This is a genomic window from Acutalibacter sp. 1XD8-36, from assembly GCF_009917525.1.
Lineage (GTDB): Bacteria > Bacillota > Clostridia > Oscillospirales > Acutalibacteraceae > Acutalibacter.
Map to the genome: position 1 here is coordinate 111,882 of NZ_QZDU01000001.1, position 16,732 is coordinate 128,613.

Sequence of the window (16,732 nt, forward strand, 5' to 3'; positions counted from 1 at the left end):
CACAGATTGTGGAAAACACACTGCGCACCATGACGAGATAGATGCAAGCAATGAATATGTTGATAAACTCCGTAAACCCAGGTTGCAAATAAATTTTGAATACTTTTTCATTTTGCCCTCCTTCTGAGAATAAACTGTATTCTCAAGGCATAGTCATTTTAACAAAGGAAGGAGTGGCACTATGAAAAAAGAGGATTATTTATTTGACATGCAGTTTCTGGAACGGTTTTCAGTTCGTCCTGTGTTTTTACTGCTCAGCGCGAGTTTCATTTGTGGTATCACTGTAGCGGGGGGGGCTGTAAAGGTGTTTAGCTTGCTAGGCGACAGGATAATAATGCCGCTGTTTTTCTCGGGTATTCCACCACTTGGCTTAGGCTTTCTGCAGTGTTTCTCGTCTGTACTGCTGAACGGATTGATTAGCCTAATTGGTGTGTTCCTGCTGGGTGTTACGGCTTTTGGAGCTTTTGGTATACCGGTGCTTATGTTCTGCAAAGGGGTGTCTGTGGCTGTAAGCGTGCTATTTCTACTTGACGGCAAGAGCCTCTCAGAGTTATGGCGTTCAGCTGTCTGCTTTACGCCTGCAGCGGCGGCTGTCTCGCTTCTCTTGATTCTCTTTGCAACCAGAGCATTTGTTTTTTCCGGCGGTCTTGCCAGGGCTGGATTTTCAAGGCACCAGGAAACTTTGGATTTTCAGCTTTACTTTAAAGATTTTATGTGTTTTATTTGCTTTTCGGTAGCGGTGTCCGTTATCGGTGGCTTGTTGGCCTCTATTTATGGAATGATTTAGCCAGGCTGGATTTGTAAATGAGGAAGGTGTTTAAATTGATGCAAGATTATTACTCAATGTTCAGCGAGTTTCTGTCTAGGGAAAAGCCTAACTCTGTGAACACCCGTGAATCGTATCTGCGGGATACCATGAATTACCTGTCATATCTATCAAAGATTGATATTACCCCTTTAAAGGCTGATGAAAGGGATGTTCAGGGATTTGTGGACCATCTTCAGGAGATGAACCGCTCTCCAACGACCATTTCCCGAAATTTAGCCTCTGTCAGGTGTTTCTATAAATTTCTCATTTATAAAGATTTGGTGGACTCTAACCCTGCAAGAGGCATTAGGATAGGCAAGACAGAGAAGAAACTGCCGCAGGTGCTGCAGGGCGACGAGATTGAGCTGTTGTTGGCACAGCCGGATACCACTGAGCCAAAGGGATGCAGGGACAAGGCCATGCTTGAGTTGCTCTATGCTACTGGAATCAGGGCTTCAGAGCTGATAAACCTAGATATTGAGGATATTAACCTGCGCTCCGGAGTCCTTTATTGCCGGGGAAACAAGGGGGTACGTACCATACCGGTCTATCCGTCGGCAGTGGTATCTGTCTCTGATTATATCTACCGTATGCGCGGCCTGATTGCTGGTCCGGGCGGCGGTGGCGCACTGTTTGTGAATCTCAACGGTGGACGTCTTACACGCCAGGGCTTCTGGAAAATCGTTAAGAGTTATGCTGTGGAGGCAGGCATTACCAAGGAAATAACGCCGCACACAATCCGCCACTCATTTGCATTGCATCTTTTGGAGAATGGAGCGTCCGTTAAGGATATTCAGACCATGATGGGACATGCTGATATTTCATCCACTCAGGTGTACGTGCAGTTGTTGGACAACCATGTTCAGCAGGTATACCGTGACTGCCATCCCAAGGCAAAATTGGGTTAAACAAATACAATGTATAGTTAGGAGCTGATTTTTTGAGCCTTTTTGGATTTGGGAATTATGACAAGCCTGGACCAGGCGTAAGCAAGGACGAGCCTCCTAAGGCTGCGCCTATCCGCTTTTTTGAGATTTTTGCCCGGAAATTTTCAAAGCTTGTACAGCTTAACCTTATATTTATCCTTCCAACAATAGTTGCTTTCATCTTGATGATAGCCATATATATGGCGCCCACTCACTATATGGTTATAATAGCTAACGTATTTGAGGTAGATGCTTGGGCTTCCTTCGTGGTGCCGCTGCCGCTGATACTCCTTGCACCGTTTACGGCAGGCCTGGCCTTTGTAACGAGGAACTTTGCCAGGGAGGAGCATGCTTTTGTCTGGTCCGACTTCTGGGACGCCGTCAAGGGTAACTGGAAATACTTCCTGTTAAATGGCGCTATCTGCTATCTGGTATTTACTATGCTGACCTTTGCGGTCTTGTATTATTATGGCATGTCATCCTCCGGGTGGATATACTACATCCCGTTGTGGCTGTGCGTAGTGGTAGCTGTGGTGTTCCTGTTCGCTCAGTATTATCTGCCAATAATGTTTGTGACCTTCGATTTAAAATTCAGCCACGCATACAAGAATGCCATGATTTTCACCGTAGCTGGTTTCGGCAGGAACCTCCTTGTTACCGTGATTTTATGCTTAATGCTGTTTGCTTTCCTGAATATTCCTCTGCTTAATATAACCTTGCTGGTGTATGTATTACTGCTCCTGTTCTTAGTTTTCTCTTTTGTATCGTACCTGGTAAGCTTTGCCGTGTACCCTGTTATTGACCGCTATATGATACAGGCGGCTAAACGCATGGAGAGTGGCGAGGCGGAAAAGCCCTCTACTACTGTTGAGGAGGAGTTTCCGGGACTATTCTCGCAACCCTCAGAGGAGGACGAAGATGAGGACAAGTATGTCTATGTAAATGGTCGGCTGATAAAGAAATCTAATATGAAAGACGGGCATCAGGACTAACCGCAAACAAAGGAACTTGCATAATATAATAAAAAGCCTAGAGAGGGGAGACCTCTCCAGGCTTTTTATTATATGTCAGGTTTCTTCGTCCGGCACAGCTTTCTTTTGCTTTTTCTTTGGCGGACTCATATTTGCAAGAGGATTCGCGTTGACCGCGGCCTCCATCTGCTTATCGGATGTGTGGGTATATATTTCTGTCGTGCCAAGGTTTTCATGGCCCAGAATGTCTTGTAACACCCGGATATCTACATCTCCGTACCGGTACATAAGTGTTGCGGCAGTATGCCGCAGCTTGTGTACCGAATATCCCGGTCCACCCAGGCCAATCTTCTCAAGATACTTTTTTACGATAAACTGCACTGTCTTTGGGCTGATACGCTGTTTGCGGCTGCTGAGGAACAGTGCGTTTCGGTCTATCACGCCATCCTTTGGCCGAACAGCTAGGTAGCCGTCAATGGCGTCCAGACAGGCCTGATTCAGATAGACTATGCGCTCTTTATTTCCTTTACCAAGTATACGCATAGTGTTATTATTACGCAACACATCGCTTATATTTATACTCACCAGTTCCGAAAGCCGCATACCGCAATTAAGGAACAGAGTGAGCATACAACGGTCGCGCTCCTGGTCTGGGCCGTCTACTGCGTTTATTAGTTCGATGCTTTGTTCGAGGGAAAGGAAGTGCGGCAAAGCCTTCTTTGACTTTGGAGGCGTCAGATTTTCCGTAGGGTTTACCTCCAGAAGCTTCTCATGGATAGTCAGGTAGTTGAAGAAGGACTTTAGTGACGATGATTTCCGCTGGCGGGTAGAGCTCATATTGCTGCGTTCATCAGCTACATAATTCATAAACTCAAATATGTCGTTGGTGGTAATACTCCGGATAAATTCCAAATCGATATCCTGCACTGTGATTTCATTTAGTGGCGTGGATTTTGGGACAATATTCTGGTAATGTTTTAAGAATCTGAAGAATGTCCTAAGGTCCATACAGTAGTTATCTACAGTCTTGGCAGATAAACCTTTTATGTTACGTAGGTACATGGCGTACTGCTGTACAATGGCGGACATCTCATTTTTTATTGAAAAGCTCATATATGGCTTTTTAACCTCCCCTCAATTATACAAAATATTCATTTTGTATAATTGCCTATACTTTTATCTTCTGCCATCCAGACTATAATCCATCCGAACAAGACTTTTGCTATTGGGCATGTCATAGCTTTCTCTGTACACTTGTATGTAGTGATGCAACGCCATTTCATCTGTCAGCTTCATCTCGTCCACATCTTGATGCAGTTTTCCAATACCATGAAACGCTGACTGATATGGCGACTCTGACACAAAGCTCTGCTCACAGTCTGTACCTTGTATCACGCACGACACATACTGAGCCTGTGCCACTGCAACCTTCTTACAAAATGTCTCGATGCCGACGTATTCAATCAGCAGGTTAGCTATAATCAAATCGGCCTGCGATATCACGGACTCAGGCTTGGACAAATCTGTCTCAATCAGCCGCAGCGACTTATCTACAGCCCACCTAAATCTCTTTGCACACATTGCTAAATAAGCCGGATTTATGTCGATGCCATAAACAAGCTTAAATCGCTCCAAACAGTGTTCTAATCCATTACCACCAGCAACGCCCAAAACTGCAACGCTCTCAGCTACCGGGTATGCCATCACCTGCTCCCGCATGATATTGTTCAACGCCTGAAGCTGAGCCACATCAGATAAACTCATATGAGATTCATATATTTCCAGAGGGATATCAATCCAAAGATTTTTCATAACCCATAAGCTCCTTTTTTATCGAACAAAGTTTTAGCACAAAGCGACCAACCCACCGACATCCAGCAATTCCCCATCCAACAGTTCTACGACTTTTATACCACGTATATTTAAAAAAGCTCTGATATGCTCATTGTCTCTGTGGCTGTCAAGTTTACCAGCAAACGCCATTACATCCGGTGCAAGCTTGCCACAGCCGCCGCCGATAAATCCGTAGGGATATCCAGGCAGTAAGATATCTCCTGAGTGTATCAGAAGTACATTCATACCGTTTTTTTCCAGACATCTGGCTATTCCCTCATCAGCTGTTATAGCTGATTTTTCATCAACTAGAACTGTAGCGCACGCTGCATAGCCCTGTTTCACATCTAGCCAAGCGGCCTGTATTTTCTCTGCAGCCTGTCTAATTGTTACATCTGCTGTCTTGAAATTCCCCAAGACGTATCCATTCCAGGCAAGTACATTACATAAAACATCACCCGGGTATACGGGTTTGGGTAATCCGAGCGTTTGGAGAACAGGTATGTCATATCTGCTTAACACATTATGTAAATTGCCATCTCTCAAAACAATAGCCTTGCCGCCAATAATACATACCTGCATATCAGGATGCCACTGTACAGGCCCGGGCAAACGATTGTCTGCTGTGGTTGCAACAGTTTTTATTCCCAGCTTACTTAGGCTAGCCCTAAGTTCAGGATACTCTCCCGATACAATCATAAGCTCGGCAGGCCTGTCAAGCAGGTTGCTTGACAGTATATTTTTGCTCATATAGCCGCTTCAAACGCCTGACGAATGTTTTTCGCGCCAATCACTTCTATACCGTCAAAGGTCTTCCCCACCAGGTTTTTCAACCCGTGATAAGGCAGGATACATCGGGTAAATCCCAGCCTGCCGGCTTCAGTAATACGCAAATCGCTATGGCTAATGCTTCGGAGCTCCCCAGCGAGCCCTATCTCGCCAAACACCACAGTATCTTCGCGTATGGGCACATCTTTCAGGCTGGAAATCAGAGCCATTGCCACAGCCATATCTACCGCGGGCTCGTCCAGCCGAAGTCCGCCAATAATATTTACATAAGTATCAAGATTGGAAAAATAGTATCCCGCACGTTTCTCGAGTACAGCAAGTATCAGTGCCAGCCGGTTATGGTCGAAGCCTGTGGACATGCGCCTGGGTGTGCCAAAACCAGAGGTTGTAGCAAGCCCCTGTATCTCTGCAAGCAGCGGACGGGTACCCTCCATAACGGCTGTGACACACGTGCCAGAGGAATCCTGTGGCCTGCCGGAGAGCATCACCATGGAGGGATTCTCAACCTGCTGCAGGCCATGGTCACCCATGTCAAACACACCTATCTCGTTAGTGGAGCCATAACGGTTTTTTACCGCCCGCAGTATACGGTAGGTCATCTGGCGGTCGCCCTCAAACAGCAGTACGGCGTCCACAATATGTTCAAGCACCTTAGGTCCGGCTATTGCACCGTCTTTATTAACGTGGCCTACGATAATCACCGGTATATCAAGGGTCTTTGCACAGCGCATCATGGTGTTTGTGCACTCCCGCACCTGGGTGACACTGCCTGGTGATGAGGTCAGCTCCGTGTGGTTCATGGTCTGTATAGAATCCACCATCACCAAATCAGGCCTCTCATTGCGTATTTGTTCCACAACATACTGCACGTCGGTCTCAGTGAGCACCTTGAGGCTGGGGCTATGCACACCCAATCGAGTGGCCCGAAGTTTTATCTGTCTGGCAGATTCCTCGCCGGAAACGTACATTATCTGAAGTTCCCGGCCCAGATACTCGCATATCTGCAGAAGTATCGTGGACTTGCCGATACCAGGGTCGCCGCCTATGAGCACCAGTGAGCCTTTCACAATGCCTCCACCAAGAACGCGGTCCAGCTCTGAGAGCCCGGTCTTGTAGCGGTGTTCGTCCGTGGTGCTTATCTCATTAATAGGTGTGGGCTGGGAAACATTCCCAAGGCTTCTAACTGCGGCGGTGTGCTGTGGTGAAACCGGCTCCTTTGCCACCTCAAGCATAGTGTTCCATTCTCCGCAGTCTGGGCACTTTCCGGCCCATTTTGGGGACTCAAAGCCGCATTGTGTACACTGATATATTATTTTAGCTTTTCCAGCCATTTACATGCTCCTCGAATGTTGATGGCTTAATTATATCACAAAACTCTTAGCTTGCCAAGTCTGTCTCCTCTTTATTCTGGAGGTAATCTATCAGTCCGTTATAAATAGCCGCTGCCATGTCTTTCTGGTAGCTCTCTGTGCAGAGCCTCTCAGTTTCCTCCGAATTGGACAGAAACCCGCATTCCACAAGTACCGCAGGAACATTACAGTTCTTTAAAAGATATATACTGCCGTCAGCCTGTTTGTTTTCCCGCTTATTTTCCGGCTGCAGGCTGGTGACAATATTCTGCCGTATAGCTTCAGCCAAGTCAGCGCTCTCCGGGCGGCTGCCGGAATAAAAGACCTGCGCGCCGCTGTACTTACCCTCGGAAAAGTGATTTTGATGTATGCTTATCAATATGCACTCGCCAGCTTCCTCTACAGTACGCAGTCTGGACTTTGTGTCAGACCTCTTGCGTTCGGAGATAGTTGATAGGCTCTGGTCGCCAACCGAAACATCGCTGCTGCGTATCATGATAACGTCAAAATTAGCCTGTTTTAGGTCTTTTTCCAGTTCCAGCGCTATTGCCAGATTTATGTCTTTTTCAAGAGCCCCATTTATGGCTACCGCGCCGCCGTCTTCCCCACCGTGACCGGCATCAACGATAATCGTCCCTTTTTTCCTAAAAAAGTCAGCGTGAAAGGAGACGATTCCGAAGGCCTGCATGGTCTGCATGACAAAAAGTATGATGGACGCGGCAAAAAGTATGGTGAAACCAAATTTCCTTTTCATGGGTTACTCCTTTTACGATAAGCTACTTGACTATATGCCGTCGATAAATGAAGTATTCTCTTTTCAAACCTGCCAAACCGTGATATAATATAAGAAAAATCCCAGAGGGAATGAATAAAATGAAAATTAGAGAGTTATTGAATCATGACAAAGTAAGTTTTTCTTGTGAAATATTCCCGCCTAAAAAAGACCGGGACTTTTCAGAGGTATTTAACGTAGTGGACCAAATCAGCGAGCTTGGCGCGGACTACATCAGCGTAACTTACGGCGCCGGGGGCAGTACGTCAAAAAAGACTGTGGAGGTTGCCTCTTATATCCAGAAAAAGCGGCAAACCACCGCGCTTGCCCATCTGACCTGTATAGACTCTACAAGCGAGCAGATTCGGGAGCAATTGACTGAGCTAAAGAAAAATGGAATTGAGAATATAATGGCTCTCCGTGGTGACAAGCCAGTGGACTTTACAGGACCTGCACATTATAACTATGCCATTGAGCTTATCCGCGATATCCATGACAGCGGAGATTTCTGTGTAGGTGCGGCCTGCTACCCCGAGGGTCATGTGGAGTGTGCCCATAAGCGCGAGGATATTGCACACCTAAAAGAGAAGGTGGACGCAGGAGTTGATTTCCTCACAACCCAGATGTTTTTTGACAATAACCTGTTCTATAAATTCCTATATCAGACGTTGGCCGCTGGCATCACTGTGCCCATTGTTCCAGGTATTATGCCAATTATCAACGCCAGGCAGGTGAAGCGCTCCACCGAGCTTTCCGGCTCCACAATGCCCACGCGCTTTCTGACGATTGCGGACAAGTTTTCAGATGACCCATTGTCTATGGAGCAGGCTGGAATAGCCTATGCAACAGACCAAATTATTGACTTAATTGCCAATGGCGTCAAATATATTCACCTATACACTATGAACCGCCCTCGTACAGCAGAAAAAATACTCAGTAACCTTAGCCACATAATTAGGTAACCGAAATGTTAAACCGCAAAGAGATTTTACGATACATTGGAGCTTCTGCAGGCGACGATACTCTGAACTCAATGATAGACCGGGCCGAAAAAGAGGTGGTTGCCGCCTCCAGGCCCAGGCACATATATAAGCATATTGATATAGCTGTAAATGGCGCGGAAGGACGTGTAAACCTTGCCGGTATGGAGATAGAGAGCCGGGATTTGGTCGGACATCTGGATGGCTGTACCGAAGGCTTTCTCTTTGCTTGTACCCTTGGTGTGGGCATTGACTCACTTGTAAAGAGGTATAGCTTTACAGAACTCCCGATGCTCCCTATTGCTCAAGCTGTGGCAGCGGCCTACGTAGAATACTATGCCGACACTGTCCAACAGGAGATTGAGAAGTATGCCAAACAGCATGGCTTGTACCTTCGTCCACGGTATAGTCCCGGATATGGAGATTTTGAGCTTAGCTGTCAGCGGTTTCTTTTCGATGCACTGCAGATTTCCAAAAGTATTGGGGTTTCACTGACCGACAGCTTTTTGATGGTCCCATTTAAGTCTATCACGGCAGTTATCGGACTGTCGAAAGATTCAAAACAGTGTCATATCAATAAGTGCATGACCTGTACAACGAAAAATTGTCCTTTTAGGAAGGAGAGCGAATAGATGAGTAGTATTATGTCAAGATTGGGCTGTAAGCCTTTATTTTTTGATGGTGCCATGGGCACTGTCCTACAGGAAAAAGGGCTCGCAGCCGGCGAAGCTCCGGAGCTTTGGAATCTGAGCCACCCACAGGATATACTGGATGTGCATACAGCCTATCTTGAGGCTGGGGCAGATATAATCAGCACAAATACATTTGGTGCTAACCCGTTCAAATGCCGGGAAAACGGCATAGAGATGGAGAAAATTGTAGCCGCAGGGGTTTCACTGGCGCGGCAGGCAGTACAACAGGCTGGCTATGGCACAGTGGCGCTTGATATTGGACCTAGTGGTAAACTGCTATTTCCTATGGGAGATTTGCAGCTTGAAGATGCTGTAAAGGCCTTTGGGCAAATGACACGCGCTGGCGTTGCAGTGGGAGCAGACTGCGTGCTGATAGAGACGATGAACGACATATATGAGGTTAAGGCGGCGGTTTTAGGTGTAAAGGAGAATACTTCACTCCCACTTTTTGTAACTATGACCTTTGACGAAGACGGAAAGCTGCTAACTGGTGGAGATATCAAGGCTATGGCAGCTATCTTAGAGGGCCTTGGGGTAGACGCCATCGGTATGAACTGCGGGCTGGGCCCTGGGCAAATGCTTGGACTTATAAGAGAGCTTCGCGCCTGTACTTCGCTGCCGCTGGTAGTCAATCCAAATGCCGGGCTCCCCAAGGAGCGAGATGGATGCACATATTATGATGTTGGGCCAGAGGAGTTTGCCGCATATATGAAAGAAATCCTCCAAGCCGGGGCATGGGTCGTAGGTGGATGCTGTGGTACAACGCCTGAACATCTGCGGCAGACTGTAAAACTTTGTAAAAACCTTCGCTGTCAGCCTCTGCCGGAGGTACATAGGACAGTAGTGACCTCAGGCAGCAAGGCGGTTGAGTTTGGCGATAAACCCATCATTATCGGTGAGCGGATAAATCCCACAGGAAAATCCAGGTTTAAACAGGCTTTACGTGATAATGACCTGCCATTTATCCTAAGCGAGGGTATTACCCAACAGGATGCAGGGGCGCATATTCTTGACGTAAACGTGGGCCTGCCTGAGATAAATGAGCGCTCCGTTATGTGTGATGTCGTAACAGAATTGCAGTCCATCTCATCTCTGCCGCTGCAGATTGACACATCTGACCCTGAGACTATTGCTGCAGCTATGCGTATATATAACGGTAAACCTCTTGTAAACTCTGTCACAGCCAAGCGCTCCTCTATGGAGGCCATATTCCCCCTTGTTAGGAAATACGGCGGCGTAGTAATAGGACTGACGATTACTGAGGAAGGCATTCCGGAGACAGCACAGGGTCGTGTAGACGCAGCGAAGCTTATTATAGACACGGCGGCAGAGTATGGAATAGGCAGGCATGATATTATAATTGACCCGCTTACAATGGCGGTCAGCGCCGGGCAGGACGCTGCACTTGTTACTCTTGACGCCATTTCCCGCATACGCAGTGAACTGGGTGTGTACACGTCTCTGGGGGTTTCAAATGTCTCTTTCGGTCTGCCACAGAGAGAAAACGTGACGTCTGCCTTCTTCCTTATGGCCCTCCAGACAGGTCTGAACGCTGCCATTATGAATCCTATATCTGAGCCAATGATGCGCGCCTACAGGTCATTCTGCGCCCTCTCAGGCTATGATGAGAATTGTATGGCGTACATCGAGGCATACTCACAAACAGAGGCAGCGGCTTCCCCGATAGCTGTTTCGGAAATTTCTCTCCGCGAGGCCATAGAAAAGGGCTTAAAGGATAAAGCAGCTCGTGCTGCAGAGGAATTGGCAAAGACTATGACCGGACTGGATATGATAGACCATGAAATCGTCCCCGCATTGGACAATGTTGGGCGACGCTTTGAAGCAAAGGCTCTTTTCCTGCCGCAGCTTCTTATGAGTGCAGACGCGGCAAAAGCTACTTTTGAAGTTATAAAGACACATATGGATGGTCAGGCGTCTGAGCAGAGCAAACTGACTATTGTTATTGCCACGGTGAAAGGAGACGTGCATGATATTGGGAAAAATATCGTCAAGGTGCTTTTGGAAAACTACGGCTTCCATGTGATAGACCTGGGCAAGGATGTGCCACCGAAAACGGTAGTTAAGGCGGCTAAAAGAGAAAAGGCTGGACTAGTTGGCTTGAGCGCACTAATGACCACAACGGTGGCAAGCATGAGGGAAACAATCGAGTTGCTGCACAGAGAGGCCCCTGAGGTCAAGATAATGGTTGGAGGCGCGGTGCTCACACAGGAGTATGCAGATATGATAGGCGCGGATTTCTATGGGCAGGATGCAATGGCTTCGGTCAGATACGCCATGCAGCTGGCAGAAAGTCTGTAAGTAAAAAATAGAAAGACCGGTCAAGTGTGTAGCTACGCATGACCGGTCTTTCTATATTTAGATAAATTTATGTTTTCGCAGCCATTCTGCTGATTCTCGCAGCGCCTGTGCAGTCTTGACTTCAAGCACGGACCGGCAGTTGTTGCGTTCGGCTAGCGCGATATACCATGCTAGGTCGAGTTCTCCTGTGCCTAGCATCATGTGATTTTTCCTGCTCAATGCGTCATGTATGTGAAAATGCCGCAGCCTATCCTCGTGCTCCATAATAAGGGCCTTATCTACCCCACCGGCACTGTGGTCGTGACCGATATCAAAAGTCAGACCAAAAGAGGGACTTTGCAGAAACAATTCTACAGCTTCCTTCAGGAACGGCAATGCAAAAACACCAGTATTTTCAATACAGACTGTGACAGCCCCTTCAGCGGTCTCCTCGCACATGGCAAGGGCCTCCCGGATTCTCTCCAAGAAATGCTCGCGGTTCATATCATAGAGATAAGCTTTTTTATCCGGCAGAGTAAAATACACGCCACTTGAGAGGTGCATGTTGAGCACCGGCACGCCCAGTTCCTTCGCTGAGCGCACAGCATAGAGCATTGTCTGCATATATGCTTCAGAAACCCTGGGATTGAAGTCACACATATCCAAGTTTTCGTCCAGATGTATTGTGAAATAAATACTGTATCTCTCAGCCACTGACTGCAGCAGCGGTACATCTAACTGCTGATATTCCAGCAGGTTCATATTTAGCTCTACAAAACTAAAACCGAGTTCTCTGCAAAGCCTTGCGGATTCCTCTGGGCCCGGCAGTTCAATAAGGGTAGGTATGCCCCAATCCAATGATGTCACCTCACAATTCTTGAAGCTCAAGCCACTGGCGGCGCGTAATTGCATACACTTTTGTGATTGTGTTAGCATCGTCCTCAAATTCGTCTACAAGGTGCATTCCATTGGAAATAGCAGTGGAGTACGAGCCCACATTTGTATACTTCATATAGGAGTACACGGTTTGAAATGGCGTATGCTTAAATATCCAGTCCCGGCACATAGCGGAAGCTTCCTTAGCATACCCTTTGCGCCAAAGGTCCTTGCGGATATGATAGCCGATTTCAGGCTTGATTTTACCGCCGATATTCTGCATGGTAACGCCGCAGTCACCTATAACCTCGTGGATTTCTTTATGTTCCACAGCCCATAACCCAAACCCGAACACCCGATAATTCTCACGATTCCACTCTATCCAGCTCCTGACTTTTTCCTCGTCAAATGGCTTTGGATAGTGCTGCATGGTCTCGGGGTCTGACAGGATTTGGAACAATGCGTCAAAGTCATTAGGCACCATCTCCCGCAGGATAAGGCGCTCGGTTTCAAGGTGCATGGCTATATCCCTTCTATAAAAAAATAAGTGCCATGGATTTATATCCACAGCACATTTGGAGGTGACACCCGGATTTGAACCGGGGAATGAAGGTTTTGCAGACCTTTGCCTTACCGCTTGGCTATGTCACCATCTTCGAGAAAAGACGCTCCCAAACAGGTTGCGTCTTTTCTCATTCCTGGAGCGGACGACGAGGCTCGAACTCGCTACCTCCACCTTGGCAAGGTGGCGCTCTACCAGATGAGCTACGCCCGCAAATGGTGCCTCCGATCGGAATCGAACCAATGACACGGGGATTTTCAGTCCCCTGCTCTACCAACTGAGCTACAGAGGCAAATATAGTTCCATTCGGAACTATTAGTGGCGACCCGGAACGGGCTCGAACCGTCGACCTCTAGCGTGACAGGCTAGCGTTCTAACCAACTGAACTACCGGGCCAACTTAGATCCAATATGGTGGGGACAATAGGACTCGAACCTATGACCCCCTGCTTGTAAGGCAGGTGCTCTAACCAGCTGAGCTATGCCCCCAATTTCACCACTCGGAATATCGCTCCCAGCGACATTCTATATTTTACCTTATTTCCTCTCATTTGTCAATAGGAAAATCAAAATTTATTTGTCTTTTTTTCGAGTTTTTTCGGCTAAGGTCTGTATCTCCTCTTTAGAGAACAAATACTTGCGATTACAATACTGGCAAACGGTCTCCACTAACCCATCCTTGTTTACCGGCAGCGTCTCCAGCTCTTCCATTGGCAGCGTGAGAAGCACGCGGGTAAAGCGCTCCTTGCTGCAGTTACATGCATAACCCACCTTAGTTTCATCCAGCTTCTCAACCTGGAATCCTTTGAGCGCCAGGTGGCACATTTCCTCCAGGGACAGCCCTTTCGCCAGCATGGTAGTCACCGAGTCCATCTCAGCCACATTTCGCTCCAACAGTGACAGAGCGGTATTGTCAGCGCCAGGAAGCGCCTGGATAAGCATACCTCCGGCTAACAGGGCGTCACCATCCTTCTTATCGACCAGAACACCTAGAGCACAGACTGTAGGGGTCTGCTCACTATGGGCATAATAGTTGGTCAAATCTTCGGCGATTTCACCGCTTACCAGTTCAACCTGCCCAGAGTATGGCTCCCCGGTGCCGAAGTCTCTGATGACCGCCAGTCGGCCTATATGCCCCACCGCACCGCCAACGTCAAGTTTGCCGTTAGGCTTTAGGGGAAGCTCAACCTCAGGGTGGTCAACATAGCCGCGGACATATCCCCTGCTGTTAGCTACAGCCAGAAGACTGCCGAGAGGACCGTCTCCGGCGACCTTTAAGGTTAGCGTCGCATTGGCCTCTTTCAGCATTGCGCCCATTAGTGAAGCACCTGTCAACAGCCTGCCAAGGGCCGCTGTTGATGTCTTTGTAAGTGTATGCAGCTGTTGCGCAGTATAGACCAATTGTGTTGAGTCGATGGCAGAGGCCATCAGGCTGCCGTCAGAAGTGATAGTGCGTATGATTCTATCCATATTCTCCTCCTATCCACACTTTTTCGCCGCAATAACGAGCCTCTGACTATCGGCCCTTGGCGGGTCCATGCTCAGCTCGTTATAAGTATGTATCTCTCCAAAACCACACTCATTGAGCCACTCCCTAACCTGCTCTACAGGATAAGCAAATTCAGAAAAAAGCTCAGAGCTGCGCCGGTATATCTTTCCATCACGCTCAAAAAAGTCCAGGCCAATATCGACTCTGCCCGACCCTAAGGCACAACGATTCTGCCACACACAGTACACCGGCTCAACATCGTATACAAATGTGTGGTTGCCCAAAACCTTTTCATGTTTATAGAGTGTGTTCATATCAAACACAAAATAGCCATTAGGTTCAAGAAACAGAGCAACCCGCTGGAAGGTCCTGCGAACCTCTTCTCTGCCCTGCAAATGGTTTATACTGTCCAGTGTACAGAAGACGGTATTGACAGTGCCATACAGGTCCAATTCCTGCATTTTTTGGTGCAGGAATAGGATGTCCGCCCCTGCGTCCATACATTTTTCCCGTGCCTGGGACAGCATCTCGACAGAGGCGTCCACACCATAGACATCTACGCCACGGCGAAATAACTCCAGCGTCAGAGAGCCTGTACCGCAGGCCAGGTCAAGTGTAAGCCCAGGCGGATGTCCAAGTTCTTTCAGGAGTTCCAGCAGATATTCTGCCCGGCGGGGATACTCCGCGCCTGACATAAGGATATCATAATACTGAGAGAAGACCGAATACACTGCCATATCATTCCTCTTTGCCGCAAGTATCGCCACTAAGACCAATACGGTCAAACACCAAGTGATAGCCATCACTGCCATAGTTCAAGGCTCTCGCCACCCGGCTGATAGTAGCTGTGGAAGCGCCGGTCTCAGCGACAATATCAGAATAGATATGCCGCTGTGTAAGCATACGGGCCACAGCCAGCCGCTGGGACATGGCCTTCAGTTCCGGTACTGTGCAGAGGTCTTCAAAAAATTTGTAGCATTCGTCGGCAGTTTCCAAGCTCAGAATAGCACTGAAAAGCGCGTCTATATTTCCGTCCTGTAATTTATCATTCATCGTGTTTATCCTCCGAATCAAAGGTCATTATGCACGAGGTCTTCATATGTTTCGCCCTTAATAATAATCCGGCTCTCCCCCTCTTTTACCATGACGAAGGCAGGTCTGGGGTTGCGGTTATAGTTTGAGGCCATGGAATAATTATAGGCCCCGGTTGAAAGCACAGCCAGGATATCCCCGGTCTCAGGCTTTTGGATATGGGTGTGTTCCTGAATAAGGTCGCCGCTCTCACAGCATTTTCCCGCAATAGTAGCCACATAATCAGCTGGCTGAGCGGCCTTATTAGCTATCAGGCAGGTATAATCCGACTGGTATAGTGCATAGCGCGGGTTATCAAACATGCCTCCGTCAATGGAAACATAACTGCGCACATTGGGAATCTCTTTGATATTACCCACGGTGTACAGGGTGATACCAGCCTCTCCCACGATAGAGCGACCCGGTTCAATATAAATCTTAGGCTGATTTATACCGTACTCTACACATTTTTCTCCGATTTTTGCAGAGACCGCCTCCATATACTCGTGGTATGGGATAAAATCATCAGTCTCGAGATAGTGGATACCAAAACCGCCGCCCAGATTCAACTGTTCAAGCTCTACGCCAAGCTCTTTATATATCCGATTATGAAGTTCCAGCATAACCTCAGCAGCGTGAACAAAAGGCTCTTTCTCCATGATTTGAGAACCAATATGGCAGTGTAAGCCAATAAGCTTTACACCATCCAGCTCGATAGCGCGAGTAACAGCCTGTAAAGCTTCTCCGCTTGTCAAGTCTAGGCCAAACTTGGAGTCTACCTGGCCTGTGCGGATAAACTCGTGGGTATGAGCATCTATACCCGGCTTTATACGTAGAGAAACACGTACGGTCTTGCCCTTTTCCCTAGCAAGCTTTCCCAGCAGCTCCAGCTCTGCAAAGTTATCCACAACAATATCACTTACATTGCTGTCTATGGCAAACTCTAGCTCCTGCATAGTTTTATTATTTCCCTGGAAATGAATATTTTCTCCGGGAACACCAGCTTGCAGCGCGGTGTAAAGCTCGCCGCCTGACACTACCTCCACATCCAGGCCCTCGCTGGTGACGATACGGTACATCTCCTTGCAGCTGAACGCTTTACTGGCATAGATAGGCCTTCCATTACCATGATAATATTTCCCAAAGGAATCGACATAGCTTTTGCAGACGCGGCGAACTTCGTCCTCGCTCATAACATAGAGCGGTGTACCATATTGCTCTGCTAAAGTAATTGTATCACAGCCACTTATAGCCAAATGGCCCTCTTTATTAATGTTTAAACAAGGTGAGTAAATATTTACCATCCCTTTCCCAAAT

General features: G+C 47.6%; 17 protein-coding genes and 5 tRNA genes. 6 read left to right on the plus strand and 16 right to left on the minus strand.

Features of this window, described 5'->3' with window-relative positions:
• Nucleotides 1–181 precede the first annotated feature (181 nt).
• The 3 genes from D5270_RS00700 to D5270_RS00710 are packed head-to-tail and all read left to right on the plus strand — an operon-like array spanning nucleotide 182 to nucleotide 2,726.
• Nucleotides 182–787: a hypothetical protein gene (locus D5270_RS00700; protein WP_166542287.1), complete on the plus strand. Its 606-nt coding sequence runs from the start codon at nucleotides 182–184 to the stop codon at nucleotides 785–787.
• A gap of 38 nt (nucleotides 788–825) precedes the next feature.
• Entirely contained in the window at nucleotides 826–1,716 is an 891-nt protein-coding gene (locus tag D5270_RS00705) for a tyrosine recombinase (RefSeq protein ID WP_166542751.1), read from the plus strand.
• A gap of 32 nt (nucleotides 1,717–1,748) precedes the next feature.
• A complete protein-coding gene (locus D5270_RS00710; protein ID WP_166542288.1) occupies nucleotides 1,749–2,726 on the plus strand; it encodes a YesL family protein in 978 nt (325 codons plus the stop codon).
• Between the two features lie 75 nt (nucleotides 2,727–2,801).
• On the opposite strand, the gene D5270_RS00715 is transcribed toward D5270_RS00710, so the two are convergent.
• The 5 genes from D5270_RS00715 to D5270_RS00735 form a co-directional block, all read right to left on the minus strand.
• Nucleotides 2,802–3,818, minus strand: a complete 1,017-nt coding sequence (locus D5270_RS00715) for a tyrosine recombinase XerC (protein WP_166542289.1) — start codon at nucleotides 3,816–3,818, stop codon at nucleotides 2,802–2,804.
• A gap of 63 nt (nucleotides 3,819–3,881) precedes the next feature.
• On the minus strand, nucleotides 3,882–4,517 hold the full coding sequence (locus tag D5270_RS00720; protein WP_166542290.1) for a class I SAM-dependent methyltransferase: 636 nt from the start codon (nucleotides 4,515–4,517) through the stop codon (nucleotides 3,882–3,884).
• Between the two features lie 33 nt (nucleotides 4,518–4,550).
• Nucleotides 4,551–5,288 carry a DUF6873 family GME fold protein gene (locus D5270_RS00725; protein ID WP_166542291.1) on the minus strand — a complete coding sequence of 246 codons (738 nt, stop codon included), beginning with the start codon at nucleotides 5,286–5,288 and terminating at the stop codon, nucleotides 4,551–4,553.
• Nucleotides 5,285–6,658, minus strand: coding sequence for a DNA repair protein RadA (gene radA / locus D5270_RS00730; RefSeq protein ID WP_166542292.1), 1,374 nt, complete (start codon nucleotides 6,656–6,658; stop codon nucleotides 5,285–5,287). Before radA ends, D5270_RS00725 begins: the two co-directional genes overlap by 4 nt.
• Nucleotides 6,659–6,704: 46 nt before the next feature.
• Complete coding sequence (locus D5270_RS00735; protein WP_166542293.1) at nucleotides 6,705–7,430, minus strand: N-acetylmuramoyl-L-alanine amidase; 726 nt, start codon at nucleotides 7,428–7,430, stop codon at nucleotides 6,705–6,707.
• Nucleotides 7,431–7,549: 119 nt separating this feature from the next.
• Between D5270_RS00735 and metF the strand changes: the two genes are divergently transcribed.
• The 3 genes from metF to D5270_RS00750 are packed head-to-tail and all read left to right on the plus strand — an operon-like array spanning nucleotide 7,550 to nucleotide 11,439.
• Nucleotides 7,550–8,410 carry a methylenetetrahydrofolate reductase [NAD(P)H] gene (gene metF / locus D5270_RS00740; protein ID WP_166542294.1) on the plus strand — a complete coding sequence of 287 codons (861 nt, stop codon included), beginning with the start codon at nucleotides 7,550–7,552 and terminating at the stop codon, nucleotides 8,408–8,410.
• Nucleotides 8,411–8,415: 5 nt separating this feature from the next.
• A complete protein-coding gene (locus D5270_RS00745) occupies nucleotides 8,416–9,060 on the plus strand; it encodes a vitamin B12 dependent-methionine synthase activation domain-containing protein (protein ID WP_166542295.1) in 645 nt (214 codons plus the stop codon).
• The gene (locus tag D5270_RS00750) at nucleotides 9,061–11,439 is read left to right on the plus strand and encodes a homocysteine S-methyltransferase family protein (RefSeq protein WP_166542296.1); all 2,379 of its coding nucleotides are present in this window, start codon (nucleotides 9,061–9,063) and stop codon (nucleotides 11,437–11,439) included.
• Nucleotides 11,440–11,496: 57 nt separating this feature from the next.
• Here D5270_RS00750 and D5270_RS00755 read toward each other — a convergent pair whose 3' ends face one another.
• From D5270_RS00755 to lysA, 11 genes are all read right to left on the minus strand, one after another.
• A complete protein-coding gene (locus D5270_RS00755; protein ID WP_243150035.1) occupies nucleotides 11,497–12,306 on the minus strand; it encodes a sugar phosphate isomerase/epimerase family protein in 810 nt (269 codons plus the stop codon).
• A complete protein-coding gene (locus D5270_RS00760; RefSeq protein ID WP_166542297.1) occupies nucleotides 12,287–12,814 on the minus strand; it encodes a GNAT family N-acetyltransferase in 528 nt (175 codons plus the stop codon). Before D5270_RS00760 ends, D5270_RS00755 begins: the two co-directional genes overlap by 20 nt.
• Before the next feature lie 56 nt (nucleotides 12,815–12,870).
• A tRNA-Cys gene (locus tag D5270_RS00765) sits at nucleotides 12,871–12,945 on the minus strand.
• 48 nt (nucleotides 12,946–12,993) lie between these two features.
• Nucleotides 12,994–13,069, minus strand: a tRNA-Gly gene (locus D5270_RS00770).
• A gap of 3 nt (nucleotides 13,070–13,072) precedes the next feature.
• Nucleotides 13,073–13,148, minus strand: a tRNA-Phe gene (locus D5270_RS00775).
• Between the two features lie 27 nt (nucleotides 13,149–13,175).
• A tRNA-Asp gene (locus tag D5270_RS00780) sits at nucleotides 13,176–13,252 on the minus strand.
• A gap of 15 nt (nucleotides 13,253–13,267) precedes the next feature.
• Nucleotides 13,268–13,344 (minus strand) — tRNA-Val (locus D5270_RS00785).
• 84 nt (nucleotides 13,345–13,428) lie between these two features.
• Nucleotides 13,429–14,325, minus strand: coding sequence for an Hsp33 family molecular chaperone HslO (hslO, locus tag D5270_RS00790; RefSeq protein ID WP_166542298.1), 897 nt, complete (start codon nucleotides 14,323–14,325; stop codon nucleotides 13,429–13,431).
• 9 nt (nucleotides 14,326–14,334) lie between these two features.
• Nucleotides 14,335–15,081 carry a class I SAM-dependent DNA methyltransferase gene (locus tag D5270_RS00795; RefSeq protein WP_166542299.1) on the minus strand — a complete coding sequence of 249 codons (747 nt, stop codon included), beginning with the start codon at nucleotides 15,079–15,081 and terminating at the stop codon, nucleotides 14,335–14,337.
• A 1-nt stretch (nucleotide 15,082) separates the two neighbouring features.
• Nucleotides 15,083–15,397 carry a YerC/YecD family TrpR-related protein gene (locus tag D5270_RS00800; RefSeq protein WP_166542300.1) on the minus strand — a complete coding sequence of 105 codons (315 nt, stop codon included), beginning with the start codon at nucleotides 15,395–15,397 and terminating at the stop codon, nucleotides 15,083–15,085.
• A 17-nt stretch (nucleotides 15,398–15,414) separates the two neighbouring features.
• Entirely contained in the window at nucleotides 15,415–16,719 is a 1,305-nt protein-coding gene (gene lysA / locus D5270_RS00805; protein WP_166542301.1) for a diaminopimelate decarboxylase, read from the minus strand.
• Nucleotides 16,720–16,732: the final 13 nt, after the last annotated feature.